This window comes from Stenotrophomonas sp. YJH_SMC_123, assembly GCF_059368215.1.
In genome coordinates, this window is the sequence record NZ_JCAFRM010000005.1 from 101,678 (window position 1) to 119,024 (window position 17,347).

Genomic DNA, 17,347 nt, shown 5'->3' on the forward strand with positions numbered 1-17,347 from the left:
CGTCCTTAGTGGTCGTGGCTTGCGCCGGACTTTTCGATGTCGGCACGAATCAGGTAGCTCTGCTCGGAAACGTACCGGGTTCCCGGCTTAAGCCCTTTCAGTACCTCCACGCGATCGCCATCGCGCCTACCCAGTTCAAGCATCCGCACCTCATAGCTGTTGCCCACTTGGGCGAATACCACGGTGAAGTCCCGAAAACGCTGCAGGCCCGATTCCTTTACTGTTAATGGAACCTCCGTTTCCGCGATGACGACTTCGGCGGATACGGCCATTCCTGGTCGCCACCTGCCCTCGCTGTTGGTAAGGGCCACACGTGCCACCACGGTCTGGCCAGCGCTGGCCAACGGAAGGATGCCCTGCAGCTTTCCCGTTGCTTCCAAACCGCCTGTTGCCGAGCGAATGGTCACCATCTGGCCTGGCGACAGTCGCTCGGCATCGCTTCCCAGCGCACGCAGGTCCACCCAGACCTCCGAAAGGTCGGCAATTTCAAACAGCGTGTTGTCGGCAGCGACATCGCCTACCGACGTGCTGCGCGCGAGTACGACTCCACTGAAAGGTGCCGTGACGGAGTAGGTCCGCATGCTGTCATTGCCCTCGACTGTGGCCAACGTCTGACCAGCCGAGACGCGTTGTCCCATCTCGACCGCCACACTGCGGACCACGCCAGGGAAGCGTGCCTTGACCGCAGCAAATCGGCCGGTGTCGACCGCGACGTTGCCCATGAGGGAAACGGTGTCCCGGATGGTCCCCGGTTCGGCGGACTCGACCACGACACCTGCGTCGGCAGCGGCTTTCGGATCTATCGTGGTGCGCCCTTCATAGGAGGCGTAAGACCAGGCGTAGTTCTTTCCACCCACCACCGCATCGGCTTTGACATCAAAGGAATGCGGCTCGACCACCTCCCCGCTGCCGACCAGGTAGTCCTTCTCTGGAATAAAGCTGAAGTTGTTGACTTCGCCGTCCAGACGCTTGAGTTGTATCGTCGCTTTGACTTCTCCAGGTGCCAGCGGTTTGTCGTTGCGATAGGCATACAGCCGGAAATGAGGCGGGGTATTGGTTTCGTAAACAGTTACTTCAAGGGCGAAGTCGCCGTCGCGAAGCATGCGACCGCGATGCGGCCCTCGCTCATAGTCGCCTGCGGTCGCAGCAGTGTCCTCTGGCTTTGCTCGTTGCGACGATTCGTTGCCACCGCACGCAGCCAGGGCAATTGGAAGCAGGATCAGGAATACGTATCGGTTCATGGGCGAATGTCCAAGGCAGAAGCGGTGAGGCGGTCGGCCTCGACCAGGAGACGGAGATAGCGCGCGGCGGCTTCGACTTCCCGTTCGCGAAGATCGAAGAGCCTTTGCTGAGCCTGGCTGAGTACCAGGAAGGAGAAGCGTCCTTCCTCAAAGCCCCTGCGGCTCTGATCAAAGGCCTGCTGGGCCTTTGGCAACTGACGCTGGCGCACTGACTCCACTTCCGATTGCGCTTGCTTGAGCTGTTGGTAGATGCCAAACAGCTCCTGACGCATTTCCAGCATCTGCGCCTGGCGCCGGTATTTGAGAGAGGTGAGTTCGTAGTCCGCTTCAGCCACGGAGAAGTCCGATCGCCGACGGCTCCCCAACGGGACGGAGACGGACATCACCAGGCCGCTGTCCTTGGTGGCTTCCAGTCGGCGGATGCCGAGGCCAACGCTGACATCCGGCTTGGCGCTAGCGCGGGCGATCTCCCTCCTTGCATCTATAACTCCGGCTTGAGCGTCCAAGGCGCGCTGTTGTGGTGTCGTGGCGAGGCGCCGGCTCAGATCATCAAAATCATCCAGAGGGGGAAGGACCGCGGTATCCCCTGCAACCGAGCCGAAATCCGGACTTGGCGCCCCCCACGTGGCAGCCAGCGACATTCGCGCGCTTTCCAGAGCCTGCAATGCCTGCTCCCGCTTCAGCTCGGCATCGAGCAGGGCGATCTCGGCGGATCTCAGGTCCGAGTCGGGATTGCGGGCGGCCGCGACCCAACGGGCCACTTCACGGCGCATGGCGCTGGCCATTTTGATGCGCTCTTCGGCGTGCTCGACATGCTCCTGGGCGGCCAGCACGTCGACGAAACGCCCTGCGGCCAAAGTTGCGATAGCGATACGGGTGACGTCCGCTTCGCTTCGGGCAGCGTCCACCTCGGCGCCGCCGAGCGCTTGGCGCGCAGCCCGCTTCCCACCCAGTTCTAGAACCTTGGAGATGCGGAAGGTGGATTCGGCGGCGTCTAGGCCGCTCAGGCCGCCTGAGCCAGCCACGTTTTCAAGCTCGCCGCCCAGCACGAGCGGCGTAGGCAATGCCTCCCGGCCCGCCCGGCTTCTGACAGCTTCCAGTCGAGCGGTGTCTGCCTGGACGCTGGGATGGGTGCCGAGGGCGCGGGCGACCACATCCTCCAAGCGCAGCACTTCAGCGGCATGGCCAGGCACGGCCACACCGTAGGCGCCGGCTATGGCGAGCGCCCACAAACTACGTAATTTCACGGAAAATCTCCGACGATGGTCATGACGACGCGCTGCCGGCCAACATTGGGTGGACAGCGCGCTCAGGCCGCTACAGCGCGGCAGGTGTCGTCAGACGATCGGAGGTCTGAATGGCGAGCCGCGATGACCAGAGGGCTCATCGACGGAGTGCAGGCCGGGCAGTAAAGATGCCGGCGGAACAGTTGCTAGGTTCAGATTCGAAGACACCAGCATGCCGGCAAAGCTCACATCGGCCTGGTGAAGGACGCTGTGCACGCCCGATGCATGCTTCGGATCTACGTTGTCGCCAGTTCCAGGACCGTGTGAGTGCCCGTGCTCTGCCGTTGCAGCGATGTCGTGCTCGGCAGTATGGAGCTCGCCCTGTTGGATCACGATCGGCCGAACAACGACGCTCAACAGCATCAGCACGAAAAGGCTGAACCGGATGAGTCGACGGTGGCGGGCCGAGAAGGCGGACATGAAAGGAAGAATAGAGGCAGTCAAGCTGAGTTGTCGAGAGCCCTGAGTTGGAGCCCCCCCTGATCCAGTTATGGCTTGGCGCTCGAGGGAGGGCGTCGCTTAAGCCCACTCCGATCAGATCGCATTGCCTCAGGTATCGCCGCGCCTGCTGCCGCTTCTGGCCGATAGCGGCCGCCCAGTAAGGATGGTGCCGGCCAGAGGCTGGAACTGGGCCTCACTGCTCTCTGGAACCGCGTCCTCCAGGCTCGTTCCAACGTCGAATGGGGCCTGGCCCCTCTCTCAGGCGTTGGGCGATTCTGCGCTGCTTATGGGATTCAGTAAGACCATATCCGTACCACTAGGCTCACCGTTGGACTTTCAGGTTAAAAGGGCGCAGCGTTCGCTTCTCGCCCAACAGGGCCATTGATTTCGGAGAGCGCAGGTGAGCAGAACAAGTAATTCTCATCCACTGCAGATTGCGACGCTGCCTATCGGCGTGAATGGCGGTGCGATCGGCGTTACCTTTGCACCGGGAAAATATCAGGACGTCGCAATGACGGGGTCTTGGGCCCGAGACTTGGATATCGATCTGGCGTCGATAGTCGCGTGGGGAGCACAGCATCTGATCACGTTGATTGAGCCGTGGGAGTTCGAAGAGCTACGAATTACCTCCTTGGCAGAGCGTGCCAAAGCGCATGGCTTGATGTGGCACGGCCTACCGATTAAGGATGGTGCGGCTCCTGATGCACGGCTGCTTCTGCCATGGCAATCCACAGGACCCCAGTTCGCAGCCGAGCTCTTGTCCGGAAGCAGGATCGTGGTGCACTGCAAAGGAGGCCTAGGGCGAGCGGGGACCGTGGCGTCGATGCTTCTCATTGACACGGGCTGCGCTCCAGACGGCATCGATGCGATCGCTAAGGTGCGCTCGGTGCGCCCTGGTGCAGTGGAGACTGCGGAGCAGGAAGAATTCATCCTGAATTGGCCTGCTCGCAGAGCCTCAAGTCTGGGGGTAGTCGCAATGCCCGGCTAACCTACCCTTTACCGCCTTGGGCTGGAATACAAGAGGACGGAACTCCGCAGGTAGTCTGTAGGGAAGCCGCCGTAGGGGACGCAGTGCTGAACACTTTTCCTCGAACACATATAGTGTTGCTGCTCGTACTGCTTCGCCCGCCCTTCGCATGCCTATCTGAACCTGTCGCCGGGGCTGGACTTCGAGACCAAGCTGTTCGCCAAGACCAATGCGCCGCAGCTGCTGCGCAAGGAACTGTCGAAACCGGGCTATGTGCCGCAGCCGATCGCACTGGGCATCAACACCGATGCGTACCAGCCGATCGAACGCAAGTTCAAGCTGACCCGCCAGCTGATTGAAGTGATGCTGGAGACCAGGCATCCGTTCTCGCTGATCACCAAGAACGCGCTGGTCGAGCGCGACATCGATCTGCTCGCGCCGCTGGCCGCGGAGAACCTGGTCAGCGTGCACTTCTCGGTGACCTCGCTGGACCCGCATCTTTCCGCGAAGCTGGAACCGCGTGCATCAGCGCCACATGCACGGCTGCGCGCGATGAAGCGCCTGCATGACGCCGGCATTCCGGTCGGTGTGATGGTGGCACCGGTGATTCCCTGGATCAACGACAGCGAGCTGGAAGCCGTGCTGGAGGCTGCGCACGGCGCAGGTGCGAGCACCGCCGGTTACGTGCTGCTGCGCCTGCCGCTGGAAGTGGCACCGCTGTTCCGCGACTGGCTGGATACGCACCATCCCGATCGCGCTGCGCACGTGATGAGCACCATCCAGCAGCTGCGCGGTGGCAAGGACTACGACAGCCAGTTCGGCACGCGTGTGCGTGGCCAGGGCGTGTATGCCGATCTGTTGAACAACCGCTTCAAGCTGGCACGCAAGCGTCTGGGCTTCAATGCACAGAACAGCCATTGGCCGAAGCTGGATTGCAGCCGGTTCCAGAAGCCGCTGCCGCCGAAGAAGGAGTCGCCGCAGGGCAGTCTGTTCTAGGGCTCTGGACCGCAGCGCGATCCACCGGTAACAATCCACACCCTGCCGCATCGCCTGGTGTTGTACACGATGAAATGCAGTCACTGCTTCCGTGCCAGTGGTCTTCTTCTCTGCCTTGCGACCCTGCAAGTCCAGGCCCGCGCCCTGCACGAATGCATCGTCGTTCCGCAGGCCGCGGTCGTCACTGAAATGCCGGCTGGCCTGGACGAGTTCGAACAACGTTTGTGGACAGCAAATGCAGGTCAGGTGGTCAGCAAGGGCACCGACACCCTTCTTCTGCTTCGCCTGTTCTCGGAATCACCGGGCGTGATGGATTCCCAAGAGTTCACCAAGGTCACCGGCACCCTGTCTGGATACACTCCGTCCTCTGAAGGGATTCCGGCCGTGCTCGGCGCACGCCTGAGCAGTGGCAGCGCGGGCTTCGCGCACAAGGGAGACTACTGGTTGTCCGATTCAGCGGATATCGAACTACATCGGCCGCACAAGGGCGACAGTCGGATCGAAGTCAAAGTGACGGCTGTTGGGTGGAACAGCTATCGAAAGGAGGACCGTTCCTTCTATCTCCAGTTCACCTGTCAACTCGAGGAGATCCCCGTCGAGAAGCTCAGTGCCTGGCAAGGCGGCAACGGCAACCTCTTGGGATCCTTTGGACCTGCCAGATAATCGAGCGGATCAACCTTTACCCAATACTGGCTTATTTCGATGTATCTGGAACAATGCGATAACTGAAATGAAGATCATCCACCGGCTCGGCATCGCGTTCCTTTGGATGCTTCCACTGAACTTTCTTCTGCTGACGACTGCCAAGCTGATGTCAGGAAACGCGCTTGGGAACGAAGAACTCGTGGGCTTCGGCGTCGCCCTCTTTGGTCTGATGGCGGGAGGGATTCTCTATCGCCGCCGCCCTCGGTAGAGGTGAGTTCGTTCGACCGTGGTCCGGGTCCATTGCTGAGAAAGCATTGACTGGAGGTCCTGGCATGGCAGCCTTGAAGAGTGGCGGAGCTCTGCTGGGGCATCACAGAGCCAAGGCAGTCAGAATCATTTCTGACTGGACGACCGCTCGCGGCGGATTCAAGGCACTGGGTACATCATCCGCGGTAAGGCGACTGTGCGAGGAACTTATGGCACCGCGAAAAAGCAGGAAAAGAGATCCAGGATTGCCAGTCGTCCAGCACTGGTTTGTGCGATCGCGATTTGGAGAGTGATGAAGATTCTACTTTGGGTACCTGTTGGTTTATTTGCTTTGCTGTCATTGAGAGCAATCGCGTTCGTCGCCTATCAAGGGCTAAATGGAACTGCCTTCGAGGAAGAGGAAATCATTGTCGCGGGGATCGGATTGGTCTGCGGCTGGATCGCCTGGGTCATGCACAAGACCTTGATCAGGCCAGGTAGGAAGCCGAGACCCTGATTCTGAGCCGGTGGTTCCGGGCGAGCTGGTCGGTGTCGACCGCCGTGGTTACGACGCGAGCGATATAAAAAATTCGCACCGTACAAGTAGATGTTTCTGGGGAGCGCGACTGTGCGAACGAGATTGTTGATTGCGCTTGTTCTAGGCTTGAGCTGCAGCGCGTGCACGTCGCTGCTTCCTGGTAGCCATAAGATCAGCGCCTTCTACGTGTCTAACGCCAACTCTGATGTGACCGGCTGCGAAAGGTCTGACTACAGGGAAATTTCACTTGCGTGCCATCGGATTGTTGATGGCGACAATGTCGTAGTGGCATTGCGCGAGTACACAGCGACCAAGATTGAGAATGAAAGATACAGGAAGCTGACATTGATCCTTCCCCCGAATCTGGCGGAGGGCGATGTCTTCAGTTTGACGGAGGGTGATATCAGGGCGTTCTACAGCACTGGCCTTAGCCTGAGACCTGGCAGCACTGGATGCTACGGAAAGGCCGTTTCAGGCAGCGTCGAAATCCTCAGGAAATCCAATGATCTGATGCAGCTTCGCATCAACGCGCGCTTTGATCTCGATAGCCCCGCGGGCTGGAAGGACCACTGCAAGATGCGCGAGCTCAGCTATGAACTGAATGCCATCCGGAGACCGCTGGGTCAGGTGGGCGCCTGGGAAGGCGTGCACGCCCCTGGAGATTCTCTTATCAGCGAGGGCAGCCCGAGTAGCGGATTGCCTTAGGAGATAGCACCAACTGCCCGCACGACAGCACAGGATCTCGGGGGCCCGCTTCTTGATCCGGACAAGATGCTGAGAACATCGAGTGACCAGTTTGCTTCACCCTCCTCCAAACAACTGCTGCGCACTCTGGAACAGGATCCAACTGGTCGCGATGAACTTGTCGCCGCCCTGTGGCCGATTCCCGCGATGGGTGTGGGTGAACGCCGTCGGGGCGATCAACAGGCTGCCGGTACGTGGCGCGATCTTGCGGCCCTGGAACATGAACTCGGTTTCGCCCTCTTCGAATTCGTCGTTGAGGTACAGCGTCCACAGCACATGCCGGTGCAGGGTCTCGGCCTGCGCATCCTTCGGGTACAGCTCGCAGTGCCAGTACGGGTAGCCGCCCTCGCCCGCCGCATACCACTGCAGGTTGATCGCACCCGGGCGCAGGCAGGTGCGGGCCAGGTCGGCCAGCTGCTGCTGCGGCATGTCGGGGAAGTCCTCGGCAGACAGGCGTCGCGGTTGGCCGTTGCTGTCCTGGATCTGCAACATCAGTGGGGCGATCAACGCCTGTGGATAACGGCGTAGATAAGTCAGCAGGCCGTTGAACACCGCAATCTGCAGCTGCTGATCAACATCCTGCCAGCCGTCCAGGCCACTGATGCGCAGATCCTTGCTGTGCTTGAGTTCCGGGAACACGCCACTGCCCACCGCACCGGGCAGCAGGCCACGCGTCGCACGCATGCGCTCGACGATCGCCGCACAGACCTCGCTGGGGACGGCGTTGTGGATGACTTCGATGAAATCGACCGGGCCCTGCTCGTGCATGCGTGCATTCCTTAGGCGGCAACGGCTTGATGGTGCCGTTTGCCGCCCTCGGTGTCACCCCACGGTCATGTCATCGATCTGCCATGACCGCCGTCAGGCGATCGGTTGTCAGCCCTGTGCGTCGTCGTGTGCGTGGTGGTAGCGCACGGCCTCGGCCACTTCCTCGCGCGAACCGAGGAACACCGGCACGCGCTGGTGCAGCTGGTCGGGCTGGATGTCGAGGATGCGCTCGCGGCCGGTCCAGGCGGCACCGCCGGCCTGCTCGACCAGCAGGCCCATCGGGTTGGCTTCGTACATCAGGCGCAGCTTGCCGGCCTTGGACGGGTCCTTCTTGTCCCACGGGTAGATGAAGATGCCGCCGCGGGTCAGGATGCGATGCACGTCGGCCACCATGCTGGCGATCCAGCGCATGTTGAAGTTCTTGCCGCGTACGCCTTCCTTGCCCGCCAGCAGGTCGCCGACGTAGGCCTGCATCGGCGCTTCCCAGTGGCGCTGGTTGGACATGTTGATCGCGAATTCCTGGGTGGCCGCCGGGATCTGCATGTTCTCGGTGGTCAGCACGAACTCGCCCTTCTCGCGGTCCAGGGTGAAGGCGTGGGTGCCATGGCCGACGGTCAGCACCAGCTGGGTGCTGGGCCCGTAGATGCAGTAGCCGGCGGCGATCTGCTTGCTGCCCGGCTGCAGGAAGGCGTCGTCGCCCGGCAGCTCGACATTGGTCGGGCAGCGCAGCACGGAGAAGATGGTGCCGACGGAGACGTTGACGTCGATGTTGGAGCTGCCATCGAGGGGATCGAACAGCAGCAGGAAATCACCGCGGGGATAGATGTCCGGCACCGGCTGGCTGTGGTCCATTTCCTCCGAGGCGCAGGCGGCGAGGTGGCCACCCCAGGCGTTGGCTTCGAGCAGGATCTCGTTGCTGATGACGTCGAGCTTCTTCTGCGCTTCACCCTGCACGTTGCCGGTACCGGCGTCGCCGAGCACGCCACCGAGGGCGCCCTTGCTGACGGCGATGGAGATGCTGGTGCAGGCGCGGGCGACGACCGCGATCAGCTGGCGCAGGTCGGCATTGATGAGGCCGGCGTGCTGTTCCTGGATCAGGAAGCGGGTCAACGAAGTACGGGACATGAGCGGGCAGGTCTCGGCAGCGGGAAAACGCCTATTGTCGCCCGTCTGGCGGGGGCGTGCGTGAGCGCGGGAAGGCGTAATCGTTTCCAGATGCGTTGCGCTCGTGGCGCCTTCCTTCTGTAGAGCCGAGCCCGCGCTCGGCTGCTCTTCGTCCTTCATGCCGCACAAGCCGAGCGTAGGCTCGGCTCTACAGAGACCAGGGCGCAAAAAACAAAGGCGCCTTTCGGCGCCTTTGTCCTCAAGCTACTGGAGCGTTGCTTCAGCCCTTGGCGACGGTGGCCACGGCCTTGGCGACGTATTCCAGGTTGTTCTGGTTCAGCGCGGCCACGCAGATACGGCCGGTGCCGACGGCGTAGATGCCGAACTCGTCGCGCAGGCGCTCGACCTGCTCACGGCTCAGGCCGGAGTAGGAGAACATGCCGGCCTGCTCGTTGATGAAACCGAACTGCGGTGCACCGGCAGCGGCCAGCTTCTCGACCAGGCCGTGGCGCAGGGCGTGGATGCGCTCGCGCATCTCGGTCAGCTCCTGCTCCCACATCGCACGCAGTTCCGGGTTGGTCAGCACGCCGGCCACCAGTGCAGCGCCGTGGGTGGATGGGCTGGAGTAGATGGTGCGGATCACGCGCTTGACCTGCGATTGCACGGCCTTGGCGTCAGCGGCGGTCGGCGCCACCATCGACAGCGCACCCACGCGCTCACCATACAGCGAGAACGACTTGGAGTACGAGTTGGCGACGATGAAGCTGTCGATGCCGGCTTCGGCGATGATGCGCACCGCTGCGCCGTCCTGCTCGATGCCCTTGTCGAAGCCCTGGTAGGCCATGTCGATGAAGGGGAACAGCTGCTTGTCCTTCAGCAGTTGCGCGACCTGCTTCCACTGGGTGACCGTGAGGTCAGCGCCGGTGGGGTTGTGGCAGCAGGCGTGCAGCAGCACCACGGTGCCGGCTTCCAGCTTGCCCAGGTCGGCCAGCATGCCGTCGAAATCGACGCCATGGGTGCCCGGGTCGAAGTAGGTGTAATCCAGCACCTCGAAACCGGCGGCGCTGAACACCGCACGGTGGTTTTCCCAGCTCGGGTTGCTCAGCGCAACGGTGGCGTGCGGCAGCAGCTTCTTCAGCACGTCGGCGCCGACGCGCAGCGCACCGCTGCCACCAACGGTCTGCGCGGTGGTCACGCGGCCGGCGGCCAGCAGCGGCGAATCCTTGCCGAACACCAGCTCACGCGTCGCCTGCGTGTACGCCGGCAGGCCATCGATCGGCAGGTAGCCGCGCGGTTTGGCTTCAGCGGCGAGCTGCTGCTCGATCTGCTTGACGGCGCGCAGCAGCGGAATGCGGCCGCTCTCGTCGTAGTAGATGCCCACACCCAGGTTGACCTTGGTCGGGCGGCTGTCGGCGTTGTACGCCTCGGTCAGGCCCAGGATCGGGTCGCCTGGGACCAGTTCCACGTTTGCAAAGAAGGACACGGCGGTACTCGTTCGGTAGACGGAAAGGGGGAGGAAGTGCGCTACGCGGTCCGCGGCTTTTCGGCCGGAAACAGCCCATCGTAACAAAGCCTGCCGGGGCTGGCCGCCGCCATCGTCATCCGCGGCCCCGTACCATGGCGTGCGTTGCCGCCCGATCCATCAACCTGAATCATGAATCCCGCCGCACGACGCCGTTGCCTGCCGCTGTCCGCCCTGCTGCTGTCGCCTTGGACGGCGGTGGCCGAGCCTGCGCCCACCGCCCTGCCTGCGGTGCAGGTACAGGCCGCCCGGGTGCCGGGCATCGATCCGTTCGCGCTGCCGGCCAGCCAGGACACGGTCTGGATCGACGCCAGCCGCGCGGGCACCGGTGCGCAGCTGTCTGAGGCCTTGGCCGGGGTCCCCGGACTGCTGGCACGTGACCGGCAGAACTTCGCCCAGGACACGCAGCTGTCGATTCGTGGCTTCGGCGCACGCTCGACCTTCGGCGTGCGCGGGGTGCGGGTGCTGATCGACGGCGTGCCGGCCACCATGCCTGACGGCCAGGGCCAGCTGTCGCATGCCAGCCTGTTGGGCGCCGAGCGCATCGAGGTGCTGCGCGGGCCGTTCTCGGCGCTGTACGGCAATTCCTCCGGTGGCGTGCTGCAGGTCTGGAGCGCGCAGGGCCAGGCCGGTGACCCGTGGCGGTTGCGCGTGAATGCCGGCGCCGACAACACGCTCAGTGTCGGCGCACAGCTCAAGGGTGCCGGCCCAGCGCTGGACTACAACATCGCGGCCAACCACTTCCGCACCGATGGCTGGCGGGACCACAGCCGTGCGCGCCGCGAATCGCTCAACGCACGCATTGGTGGTGATCTGGGCGGTGGGCGGCTGGAGCTGCTGCTCAATGCGCTGGATGCCCCCGATGCGCAGGATCCGCTGGGCCTGAGCCGTGCCCAGGTGGCGGCTGATCCGCGCCAGGCCACGGCAGTCGCGCACCAGTACAACACCCGCAAATCGGTGCGCCAGCAGCAGGCTGGCCTGCGCTGGACCCGGGAGACCGGGGCACAGCGCTGGCAATTGATGGGCTATGCCGGCCAACGCACGGTGACCCAATACCTGCCGATTCCGCCGGCACCCCAGACCAACAGCCCGCTGCATGCCGGCGGCGTGATCGATCTGCAGGGCGGGTATGGCGGGCTGGACGCGCGCTGGGGCTGGCACGGCGATCTGGCCGGCCGGCCGCTGGACCTGGTGGCCGGGCTCAGCGCCGACCGCCAGCGCCAGCACCGCACCGGCTACGAGAACTTCGTGAGCAGCGCCCTCGGGGTGCGCGGGCGCCTGCGCCGTGACCAGATCGATACCGTGCAGAACGTGGACCAGTTCGCCCAAGCCTGGTGGCAATGGAGTCCGCGCTGGTCGCTGCTGGCCGGGGTGCGCCACAGCGCGGTGCGTTTCGACTCGGACGATCGCTACATCACCACCCGCAACCCGGATGACAGTGGCCACCGGCGCTACCAGGCGACCACGCCGGTGGCAGGCGTCAGCTTCGAGGCCAGCCCGCAGTGGCGCCTGCATGCCGCCGTGGGGCGTGGATTCGAGACCCCCACCTTCAACGAGCTGGGGTATCGCGCCGATGGTCAGGCGGGTCTGGCGCTGGATCTGGCGGCCGCCCGCAGCCGCAGCCTGGAGCTAGGCAGCAAGTGGCACGCACAGGATGGAACCCAGTTCGATGTCAGCCTGTTCCGTGCAGATACCGACGATGAGCTGGCAGTTGCCAGCAATATCGGCGGTCGCAGCACGTATCGCAACATCGGCCGCACCCGCCGCCAGGGTGTGGAACTGCAGTATCGCCAGCCGCTGGCCGAGCAGCTGGAGCTGCAGCTGGCGTGGACCTGGCTGCAGGCGCAGGCGCGTTCGCCGTACCTCACCTCCAACACCCTGGTTGCCGCCGGCAGCCGCCTGCCCGGGGTACCGCGCCAGCAGGCCTTTGCCCGGCTGCAATGGTCGCCCGGCCAGTGGCATTGGGCGCTGGAGGCCTCCGCCAGCAGTGATACCGTAGTCAACGACGTGGCGACCGAACGCGCGCCCGGCTTCGCCCTGCTGCATCTGGAAGGCGGCCGTCGCTGGGCCCTGCCGGGTGGCGAGCTGCGCGCCTTCGCCCGGATGGAGAACGTGCTGGACCAGGCCTACATAGGCTCGGTGATCGTCAACGATGGCAACGGGCGCTTCTACGAACCGGGACCGGCACGGCGGGCCAACGTCGGCCTGCAATGGTCGTGGCGTTGAAGGGGTAGTGCCGGCCGCTGGCCGGCATCGCGCCGTGCAGGACGTCAGGAGGTTGCCGGCCAGCGGCCGGCACTACCCGTCAGTCGGGGGCCTTGGCTGGCACGAACGGCGATGTCGGGTCGCTGGCCGGGAAGGTCTCCTCCAGCGCTTCGTCCTGGTTGTCGCTGGCGCGCTGCTTGCGTTCGCGGCGCTTGAGCGGGCTTTCCTGGCCACCGCGATGGCGGTCACCGCCATCCTTGCGGTCCTGCGCCGCCTGTTCAGCCTCGTGCTTCACCGGCAGATGGTCGCTCCCGTGCTCGGCATCGAAGAACGGTGCGCCGGTGCCGCGGTAGTCGGCGTTGTCGGCATCGCGTTTGCCGCGCTGCTCGCCCGGCATGGGCGGGTGGTTTGCGCGCAGCGGGTCGCGGGAGGTCTCTCGGCTCATGGTCTGGCTACCTGCGCTTGGGGTTCCCACTACACCGCGACGCAGGTAAAGCCGCCGCGAACCTGGCGTCATGAACATCTCGCTCACCCGCTGGTAACGGCACCGCGCGTATTCCTGCCCACCCGCCCCCGCTGCAGGAGCCGGCCATGCCCCGTCTTGAACGACCCGCACCGTCCGTGTTCAACGCCCTGCTCGATCCGCTCGGCCAACGTACCGCGCAGCGCCGCACGCGCCGCCATGAGGATCCGCAGGCGGTGGCCCAGGACTATCTGCAGTACATGCTCAGTGACTACGAGGAACGTCGCGGGCAAAGTCATCGCAACTGGCGTGACCTGTGCCCGGTCTATGCCTTCGCGTTGACAACCCATGCTGCCGACTGGCCGCGCGGCGACGCTGCCGATACCTGCGAGGAATTGGCCGAGCACTGGGAACAGATGCGCGGGCAGTCGCGGCTGGGCTGGTCGCAGGCGCGGCCGGTGGTGGAGGACGCCTGGCGCGCGCTGGACCATATTCCGCCGGCGGCGGTGAGGCCGTTGCTGCAGTAGTGCCGGCCGCTGGCCGGCAACCCCAGGACACTTGAGGCCGCGAGCTCTGCCGGCCGGCGGCCGGCACTACCGCACCTGCGTGGAACCCACGTGCACGGTATCGACACGGGTGGTTTACACCGCCCATCCGAAGCTGGGTGCCCTGCCCCATCAAAGGTGCGTCCATGGCCCGCCCGATCTGGACCGGTACGCTGTCCTTCGGACTGCTCAATGTGCCGGTGTCGCTGATGTCCGGCGAACGCAAGGTTGACCTGCAGTTCCGCATGCTCGACTCGCGCGATCGCAAGCCGATCCGTTTCGAAAGGGTCAACGCCGACACCGGCGAGGAAGTGCCCTGGAAGGACATCGTCAAAGCCTATGAGTACGACAAGGGCAGTTATGTCGTGCTGGAGGAAGGCGACATCCGATCGGCGGCGCCGGAAAGCCACGAAGCGGTGGAGGTGGAATCCTTCGTGGACGCAGCGCAGATCGACCCGCGCTACTACGAGAAGCCGTACCTGCTGGTGCCCGGCAAGAAGGCCGAAAAGGGCTACGTGCTCCTGCGCGAAACGCTGCGCAGTACCGGCAAGGTAGGCATTGCCCGGGTGGTGGTGCGCACGCGCGAGTACCTGTGTGCGGTGATGCCGCATGCGGACGCGCTGGTGCTGATGATCCTGCGCTATCCGCAGGAACTGGTGGATCCCGAGGACTACAAGCTGCCTGCCGGCAAGCTGTCCGACTACCGCATCACCAGCAAGGAAACGGCGATGGCCGAGCAGTTGATCGAGTCGATGTCCGGCGATTGGGACCCATCGCACTACCACGATGAATTCCGCGAGCGCCTGCAGCAGGTGCTGAACAAGCGCATCAAGTCCAAGGGCGGCACCACGCGGGTGGAAGATGAGCCCGCACCACACGAGGATGCGACAACGAACGTTGTCGACTTCATGGCGTTGCTGCAGAAGAGCCTGGATGCGAACAAGCGCACGCCGGCGAAGAAGGCCGCAACGCGCAAGGCAGCCGCAAAGTCGACGGTGAAGAAGGCCGCAAAGAAGACAACGAAGAAGGCTGCGAAGAAGGCCGCACCACGGCGCAAGGCAGGTTGAACCATGTCGCTGCACCAGTACCGGCGCAAGCGCCGGCTTGGCGGAGGCACAGGGCAGACGCCGGAGCCTGACGACACACCCGCACGCGGTGATCCGCAGCGGCGGCCAACCTTCGTCATCCAGCTGCATCATGCCAGTTCGCGCCACTATGACTTCCGCCTTGAGATGGACGGCGTGCTGAAGAGCTGGGCGGTGCCGAAAGGTCCTTCGCTTCGCGTCGGCGAGAAGCGGCTGGCCGTGGAAGTGGAAGATCACCCGTTGTCCTACGCTGGCTTCGAGGGCGACATTCCCGAAGGCCACTACGGCGCGGGGCACGTGGAGGTGTTCGATCAGGGCACCTGGGCCTGCGAAGGCGATCCACTGCAGGCGCTGGCAGCTGGAAAGATCGACTTCGTACTGCATGGACAACGCCTGGCCGGTGGCTGGAAGCTGGTGCGCACGGCAATGAAGGGACGCCAGGTGCCGTGGCTGCTGATCAAGCGCGACGACGAGCAGGCGCGCGATGCCGAAGCAGACGATCTGCTGGACGCGCACGTGCCCAAGCGCGCATCCACCGTGATGAAGCGCACTGGGGGGAAGGCAGGGCGTGCTGTGCCCGCCGCACGCACGGCTACCCGCAAGGCCGATGCACGCTGGCATGCGCGCGCGCTGAAACTGGACGGCGCACGTGACACGCCCTACCCGCATGGGTTCAAACCGCAATTGACCGATCATCGCGACAGCGCGCCGGACGGCGCGCGTTGGCTGCACGAGATCAAGTGGGACGGCTATCGCCTGCTGGCCGATCTGCACGACGGCGAGGTGAAGCTCCGCTCCCGCAATGGCCTGGATTGGACCGATGACTTCCCCGAGGTCGTGCAGGCCGTGCAGGCGCTGCCGGTGCGCGATGCGCGCCTGGACGGTGAGCTGGTGGTGCTGGACAAGGAAGGGCGCAGCGATTTCGCAGCGTTGCAGCGCGTGATCGATGGAAGCTCGAAGCAACCGCTGCGCTACATCGTGTTCGATCTTCCGGGTGTGGCCAACGCGGACATCAGTCGTGCGCCATTGCTGGAACGCAAAGCGCTGCTGAAGGATCTCATCGGACCGGTGCCCGGCATCCTGGCCTTCAGCGAACATGTGATCGACCAGGGCCCGCAGGTGTTCGATGCCAGTGGCCAGGCGGGATTCGAAGGCATCGTCAGCAAGCAGGTGGACGCGCCGTACGTGAACACCCGCGCACGCAGCTGGGTGAAGGTGAAGCACGAAGACACCGACGAGTTCGTGATTGTCGGCTACACGGCCCCCAGGGGCTCGCGGGTGGGTTTCGGATCATTGTTGCTGGCAACGCCGGACAAGGAGGGTCTGCGCTATGTGGGCCGCGTCGGTACCGGCTTCGACGACGAGAACCTGCGCGCGCTGCTCAAGGCATTGCAGCCACTGGCAGTAAAGACGCCCGTGCTGCAGCTTCCGGCGCATGTGCCGTTCCGCGCCGCCAGCGTGCGCTGGGTGAAGCCGGTGACGGTGGCGGAAGTGGCGTTCCGTGGCTGGGGCAAGGAAGGCCTGCTGCGCCAGGCCAGTTTCAAGCGGCTGCGCAGCGACAAGCAGAAGGAGGACCTGGGAATGAGCAACGCAACAGCAGTTGCTGAAGCCGGGGGTGAGGTCCAGATCACGCATCCGGAGCGGGTGGTGTTTCCCGGTCAGGGACTGGGCAAAGGCGACGTGGCCGACTATTACCGGCGCATGGCGCGCTGGATCCTGCCCGAAATTGCCGGACGGCCGCTGTCATTGCTGCGCTGCCCCGATGGGGTGGGCAAGGCCTGTTTCTTCCAGAAGCATCATGGCCCCGGCCTGGGCGACGCGGTGCACGCGGTGCCCCTGCAGCAGAAGAGCGGCCGCGAGGACTACGTCTATATCGACGACGCACGGGGCCTGCTGCAGCTGGTGCAGATGAACACGCTGGAGCTGCATCCGTGGGGTGCGACCGTAGCAGACACCGAGCATCCGGATCGACTGGTATTCGATCTCGATCCTGGCAACGGCGTCAGCTGGGCACAGGTGAAATCGGGTGCACGCGATGTGCGTGACCGCCTGCAGCAGGTGGGCCTGGAGAGCTTCGTGCGGCTGTCTGGCGGCAAGGGGCTGCATGTGGTGGTACCGCTGCAGCCCAAGGCTGGCTGGGACGAGGCGAAGGCGTTCTGCGAGGCCTTTGCGCAGGCAATGGCAAAGGAGCAACCTGATCGCTATGTGGCGACGATGAGCAAGGCCAAGCGCAGTGGCGTCATCTTCATCGACTGGTTGCGCAACACCCGAGGGGCCACCAGCGTGTGCTCGTGGTCGCTGCGCGCGCGCGATTCCGCCGGTGTGGCAGTGCCGCTGCGCTGGGAGGAACTGGCGCGTATCAGTGCTGCCGACGCCTTTCCCATGGGCAAGGCGCTGGCGAGGGCGCAACGCCTGAAGAGTGACCCATGGCAGGGCATCGCGCAGTTGGAGCAGACGCTGCCGCGCATGGACCTGTAGAGCCGAGCCCAAGCTCGGCTGCCTGTGTCGATGTGCATGAAAGCCGAGCATGGGCTCGGCTCTACAAAGGCGG

The 17,347-nt window shown here is 64.1% G+C and carries 16 protein-coding genes and 1 pseudogene; 10 read left to right on the plus strand and 7 right to left on the minus strand.

Translation table 11 applies throughout. The annotated features are described in order from the left end of the window. Positions 1-5: 5 nt before the first annotated feature. The 3 genes from AC5P5W_RS12940 to AC5P5W_RS12950 all read right to left on the minus strand — a co-directional run bounded on the left by AC5P5W_RS12940 (position 6) and on the right by AC5P5W_RS12950 (position 2,947). On the minus strand, positions 6-1,241 hold the full coding sequence (locus AC5P5W_RS12940) for an efflux RND transporter periplasmic adaptor subunit (RefSeq protein ID WP_005411786.1): 1,236 nt from the start codon (positions 1,239-1,241) through the stop codon (positions 6-8). Next, positions 1,238-2,488, minus strand: coding sequence for a TolC family protein (locus AC5P5W_RS12945; protein ID WP_012478646.1), 1,251 nt, complete (start codon positions 2,486-2,488; stop codon positions 1,238-1,240). Before AC5P5W_RS12945 ends, AC5P5W_RS12940 begins: the two co-directional genes overlap by 4 nt. 90 nt (positions 2,489-2,578) lie before the next feature. After that, positions 2,579-2,947, minus strand: a complete 369-nt coding sequence (locus tag AC5P5W_RS12950) for a hypothetical protein (protein WP_012478647.1) — start codon at positions 2,945-2,947, stop codon at positions 2,579-2,581. Between the two features lie 421 nt (positions 2,948-3,368). On the opposite strand from AC5P5W_RS12950, the gene AC5P5W_RS12955 reads away from it, so the two are divergent. The 6 genes and pseudogenes from AC5P5W_RS12955 to AC5P5W_RS12980 all read left to right on the plus strand — a co-directional run bounded on the left by AC5P5W_RS12955 (position 3,369) and on the right by AC5P5W_RS12980 (position 7,065). Further along, positions 3,369-3,956 (plus strand): cyclin-dependent kinase inhibitor 3 family protein, encoded by a 588-nt coding sequence (locus AC5P5W_RS12955; RefSeq protein ID WP_012478648.1) that lies wholly within the window; start codon positions 3,369-3,371, stop codon positions 3,954-3,956. 120 nt (positions 3,957-4,076) lie between these two features. Further along, positions 4,077-4,931: pseudogene (locus AC5P5W_RS12960) on the plus strand (PA0069 family radical SAM protein); the annotation flags it as partial. Between the two features lie 57 nt (positions 4,932-4,988). Continuing rightward, positions 4,989-5,594 carry a hypothetical protein gene (locus AC5P5W_RS12965; protein WP_229653730.1) on the plus strand — a complete coding sequence of 202 codons (606 nt, stop codon included), beginning with the start codon at positions 4,989-4,991 and terminating at the stop codon, positions 5,592-5,594. Positions 5,595-5,661: 67 nt separating this feature from the next. Next, a complete protein-coding gene (locus AC5P5W_RS12970; protein WP_041863994.1) occupies positions 5,662-5,844 on the plus strand; it encodes a hypothetical protein in 183 nt (60 codons plus the stop codon). 291 nt (positions 5,845-6,135) lie between these two features. After that, positions 6,136-6,339, plus strand: coding sequence for a hypothetical protein (locus AC5P5W_RS12975; protein WP_046427592.1), 204 nt, complete (start codon positions 6,136-6,138; stop codon positions 6,337-6,339). A 207-nt stretch (positions 6,340-6,546) separates the two neighbouring features. Beyond that, on the plus strand, positions 6,547-7,065 hold the full coding sequence (locus AC5P5W_RS12980; protein WP_141098666.1) for a hypothetical protein: 519 nt from the start codon (positions 6,547-6,549) through the stop codon (positions 7,063-7,065). 96 nt (positions 7,066-7,161) lie between these two features. Here the strand turns inward: AC5P5W_RS12980 and AC5P5W_RS12985 are convergent, their stop codons facing one another. The 3 genes from AC5P5W_RS12985 to AC5P5W_RS12995 form a co-directional block, all read right to left on the minus strand. Further along, a complete protein-coding gene (locus tag AC5P5W_RS12985) occupies positions 7,162-7,872 on the minus strand; it encodes a 2OG-Fe(II) oxygenase (protein WP_197574810.1) in 711 nt (236 codons plus the stop codon). 108 nt (positions 7,873-7,980) lie between these two features. Beyond that, on the minus strand, positions 7,981-8,997 hold the full coding sequence (locus AC5P5W_RS12990) for a class 1 fructose-bisphosphatase (protein WP_197574808.1): 1,017 nt from the start codon (positions 8,995-8,997) through the stop codon (positions 7,981-7,983). Between the two features lie 259 nt (positions 8,998-9,256). Beyond that, positions 9,257-10,459, minus strand: coding sequence for an amino acid aminotransferase (locus tag AC5P5W_RS12995; RefSeq protein WP_014645417.1), 1,203 nt, complete (start codon positions 10,457-10,459; stop codon positions 9,257-9,259). Between the two features lie 171 nt (positions 10,460-10,630). Between AC5P5W_RS12995 and AC5P5W_RS13000 the strand changes: the two genes are divergently transcribed. Beyond that, positions 10,631-12,724, plus strand: coding sequence for a TonB-dependent receptor domain-containing protein (locus AC5P5W_RS13000; RefSeq protein ID WP_197576149.1), 2,094 nt, complete (start codon positions 10,631-10,633; stop codon positions 12,722-12,724). Positions 12,725-12,803: 79 nt separating this feature from the next. Here AC5P5W_RS13000 and AC5P5W_RS13005 read toward each other — a convergent pair whose 3' ends face one another. Continuing rightward, positions 12,804-13,148, minus strand: coding sequence for a hypothetical protein (locus tag AC5P5W_RS13005; RefSeq protein ID WP_197576148.1), 345 nt, complete (start codon positions 13,146-13,148; stop codon positions 12,804-12,806). A 146-nt stretch (positions 13,149-13,294) separates the two neighbouring features. On the opposite strand from AC5P5W_RS13005, the gene AC5P5W_RS13010 reads away from it, so the two are divergent. The 3 genes from AC5P5W_RS13010 (at position 13,295) to ligD (ending at position 17,274) form a co-directional block, all read left to right on the plus strand. Beyond that, the gene (locus AC5P5W_RS13010; protein WP_164077265.1) at positions 13,295-13,693 is read left to right on the plus strand and encodes a hypothetical protein; all 399 of its coding nucleotides are present in this window, start codon (positions 13,295-13,297) and stop codon (positions 13,691-13,693) included. A 164-nt stretch (positions 13,694-13,857) separates the two neighbouring features. Beyond that, entirely contained in the window at positions 13,858-14,778 is a 921-nt protein-coding gene (ku, locus tag AC5P5W_RS13015; RefSeq protein ID WP_032958403.1) for a non-homologous end joining protein Ku, read from the plus strand. 3 nt (positions 14,779-14,781) lie between these two features. Then, entirely contained in the window at positions 14,782-17,274 is a 2,493-nt protein-coding gene (ligD, locus tag AC5P5W_RS13020; RefSeq protein WP_164077264.1) for a DNA ligase D, read from the plus strand. The last annotated feature ends 73 nt before the right edge of the window (positions 17,275-17,347 follow it).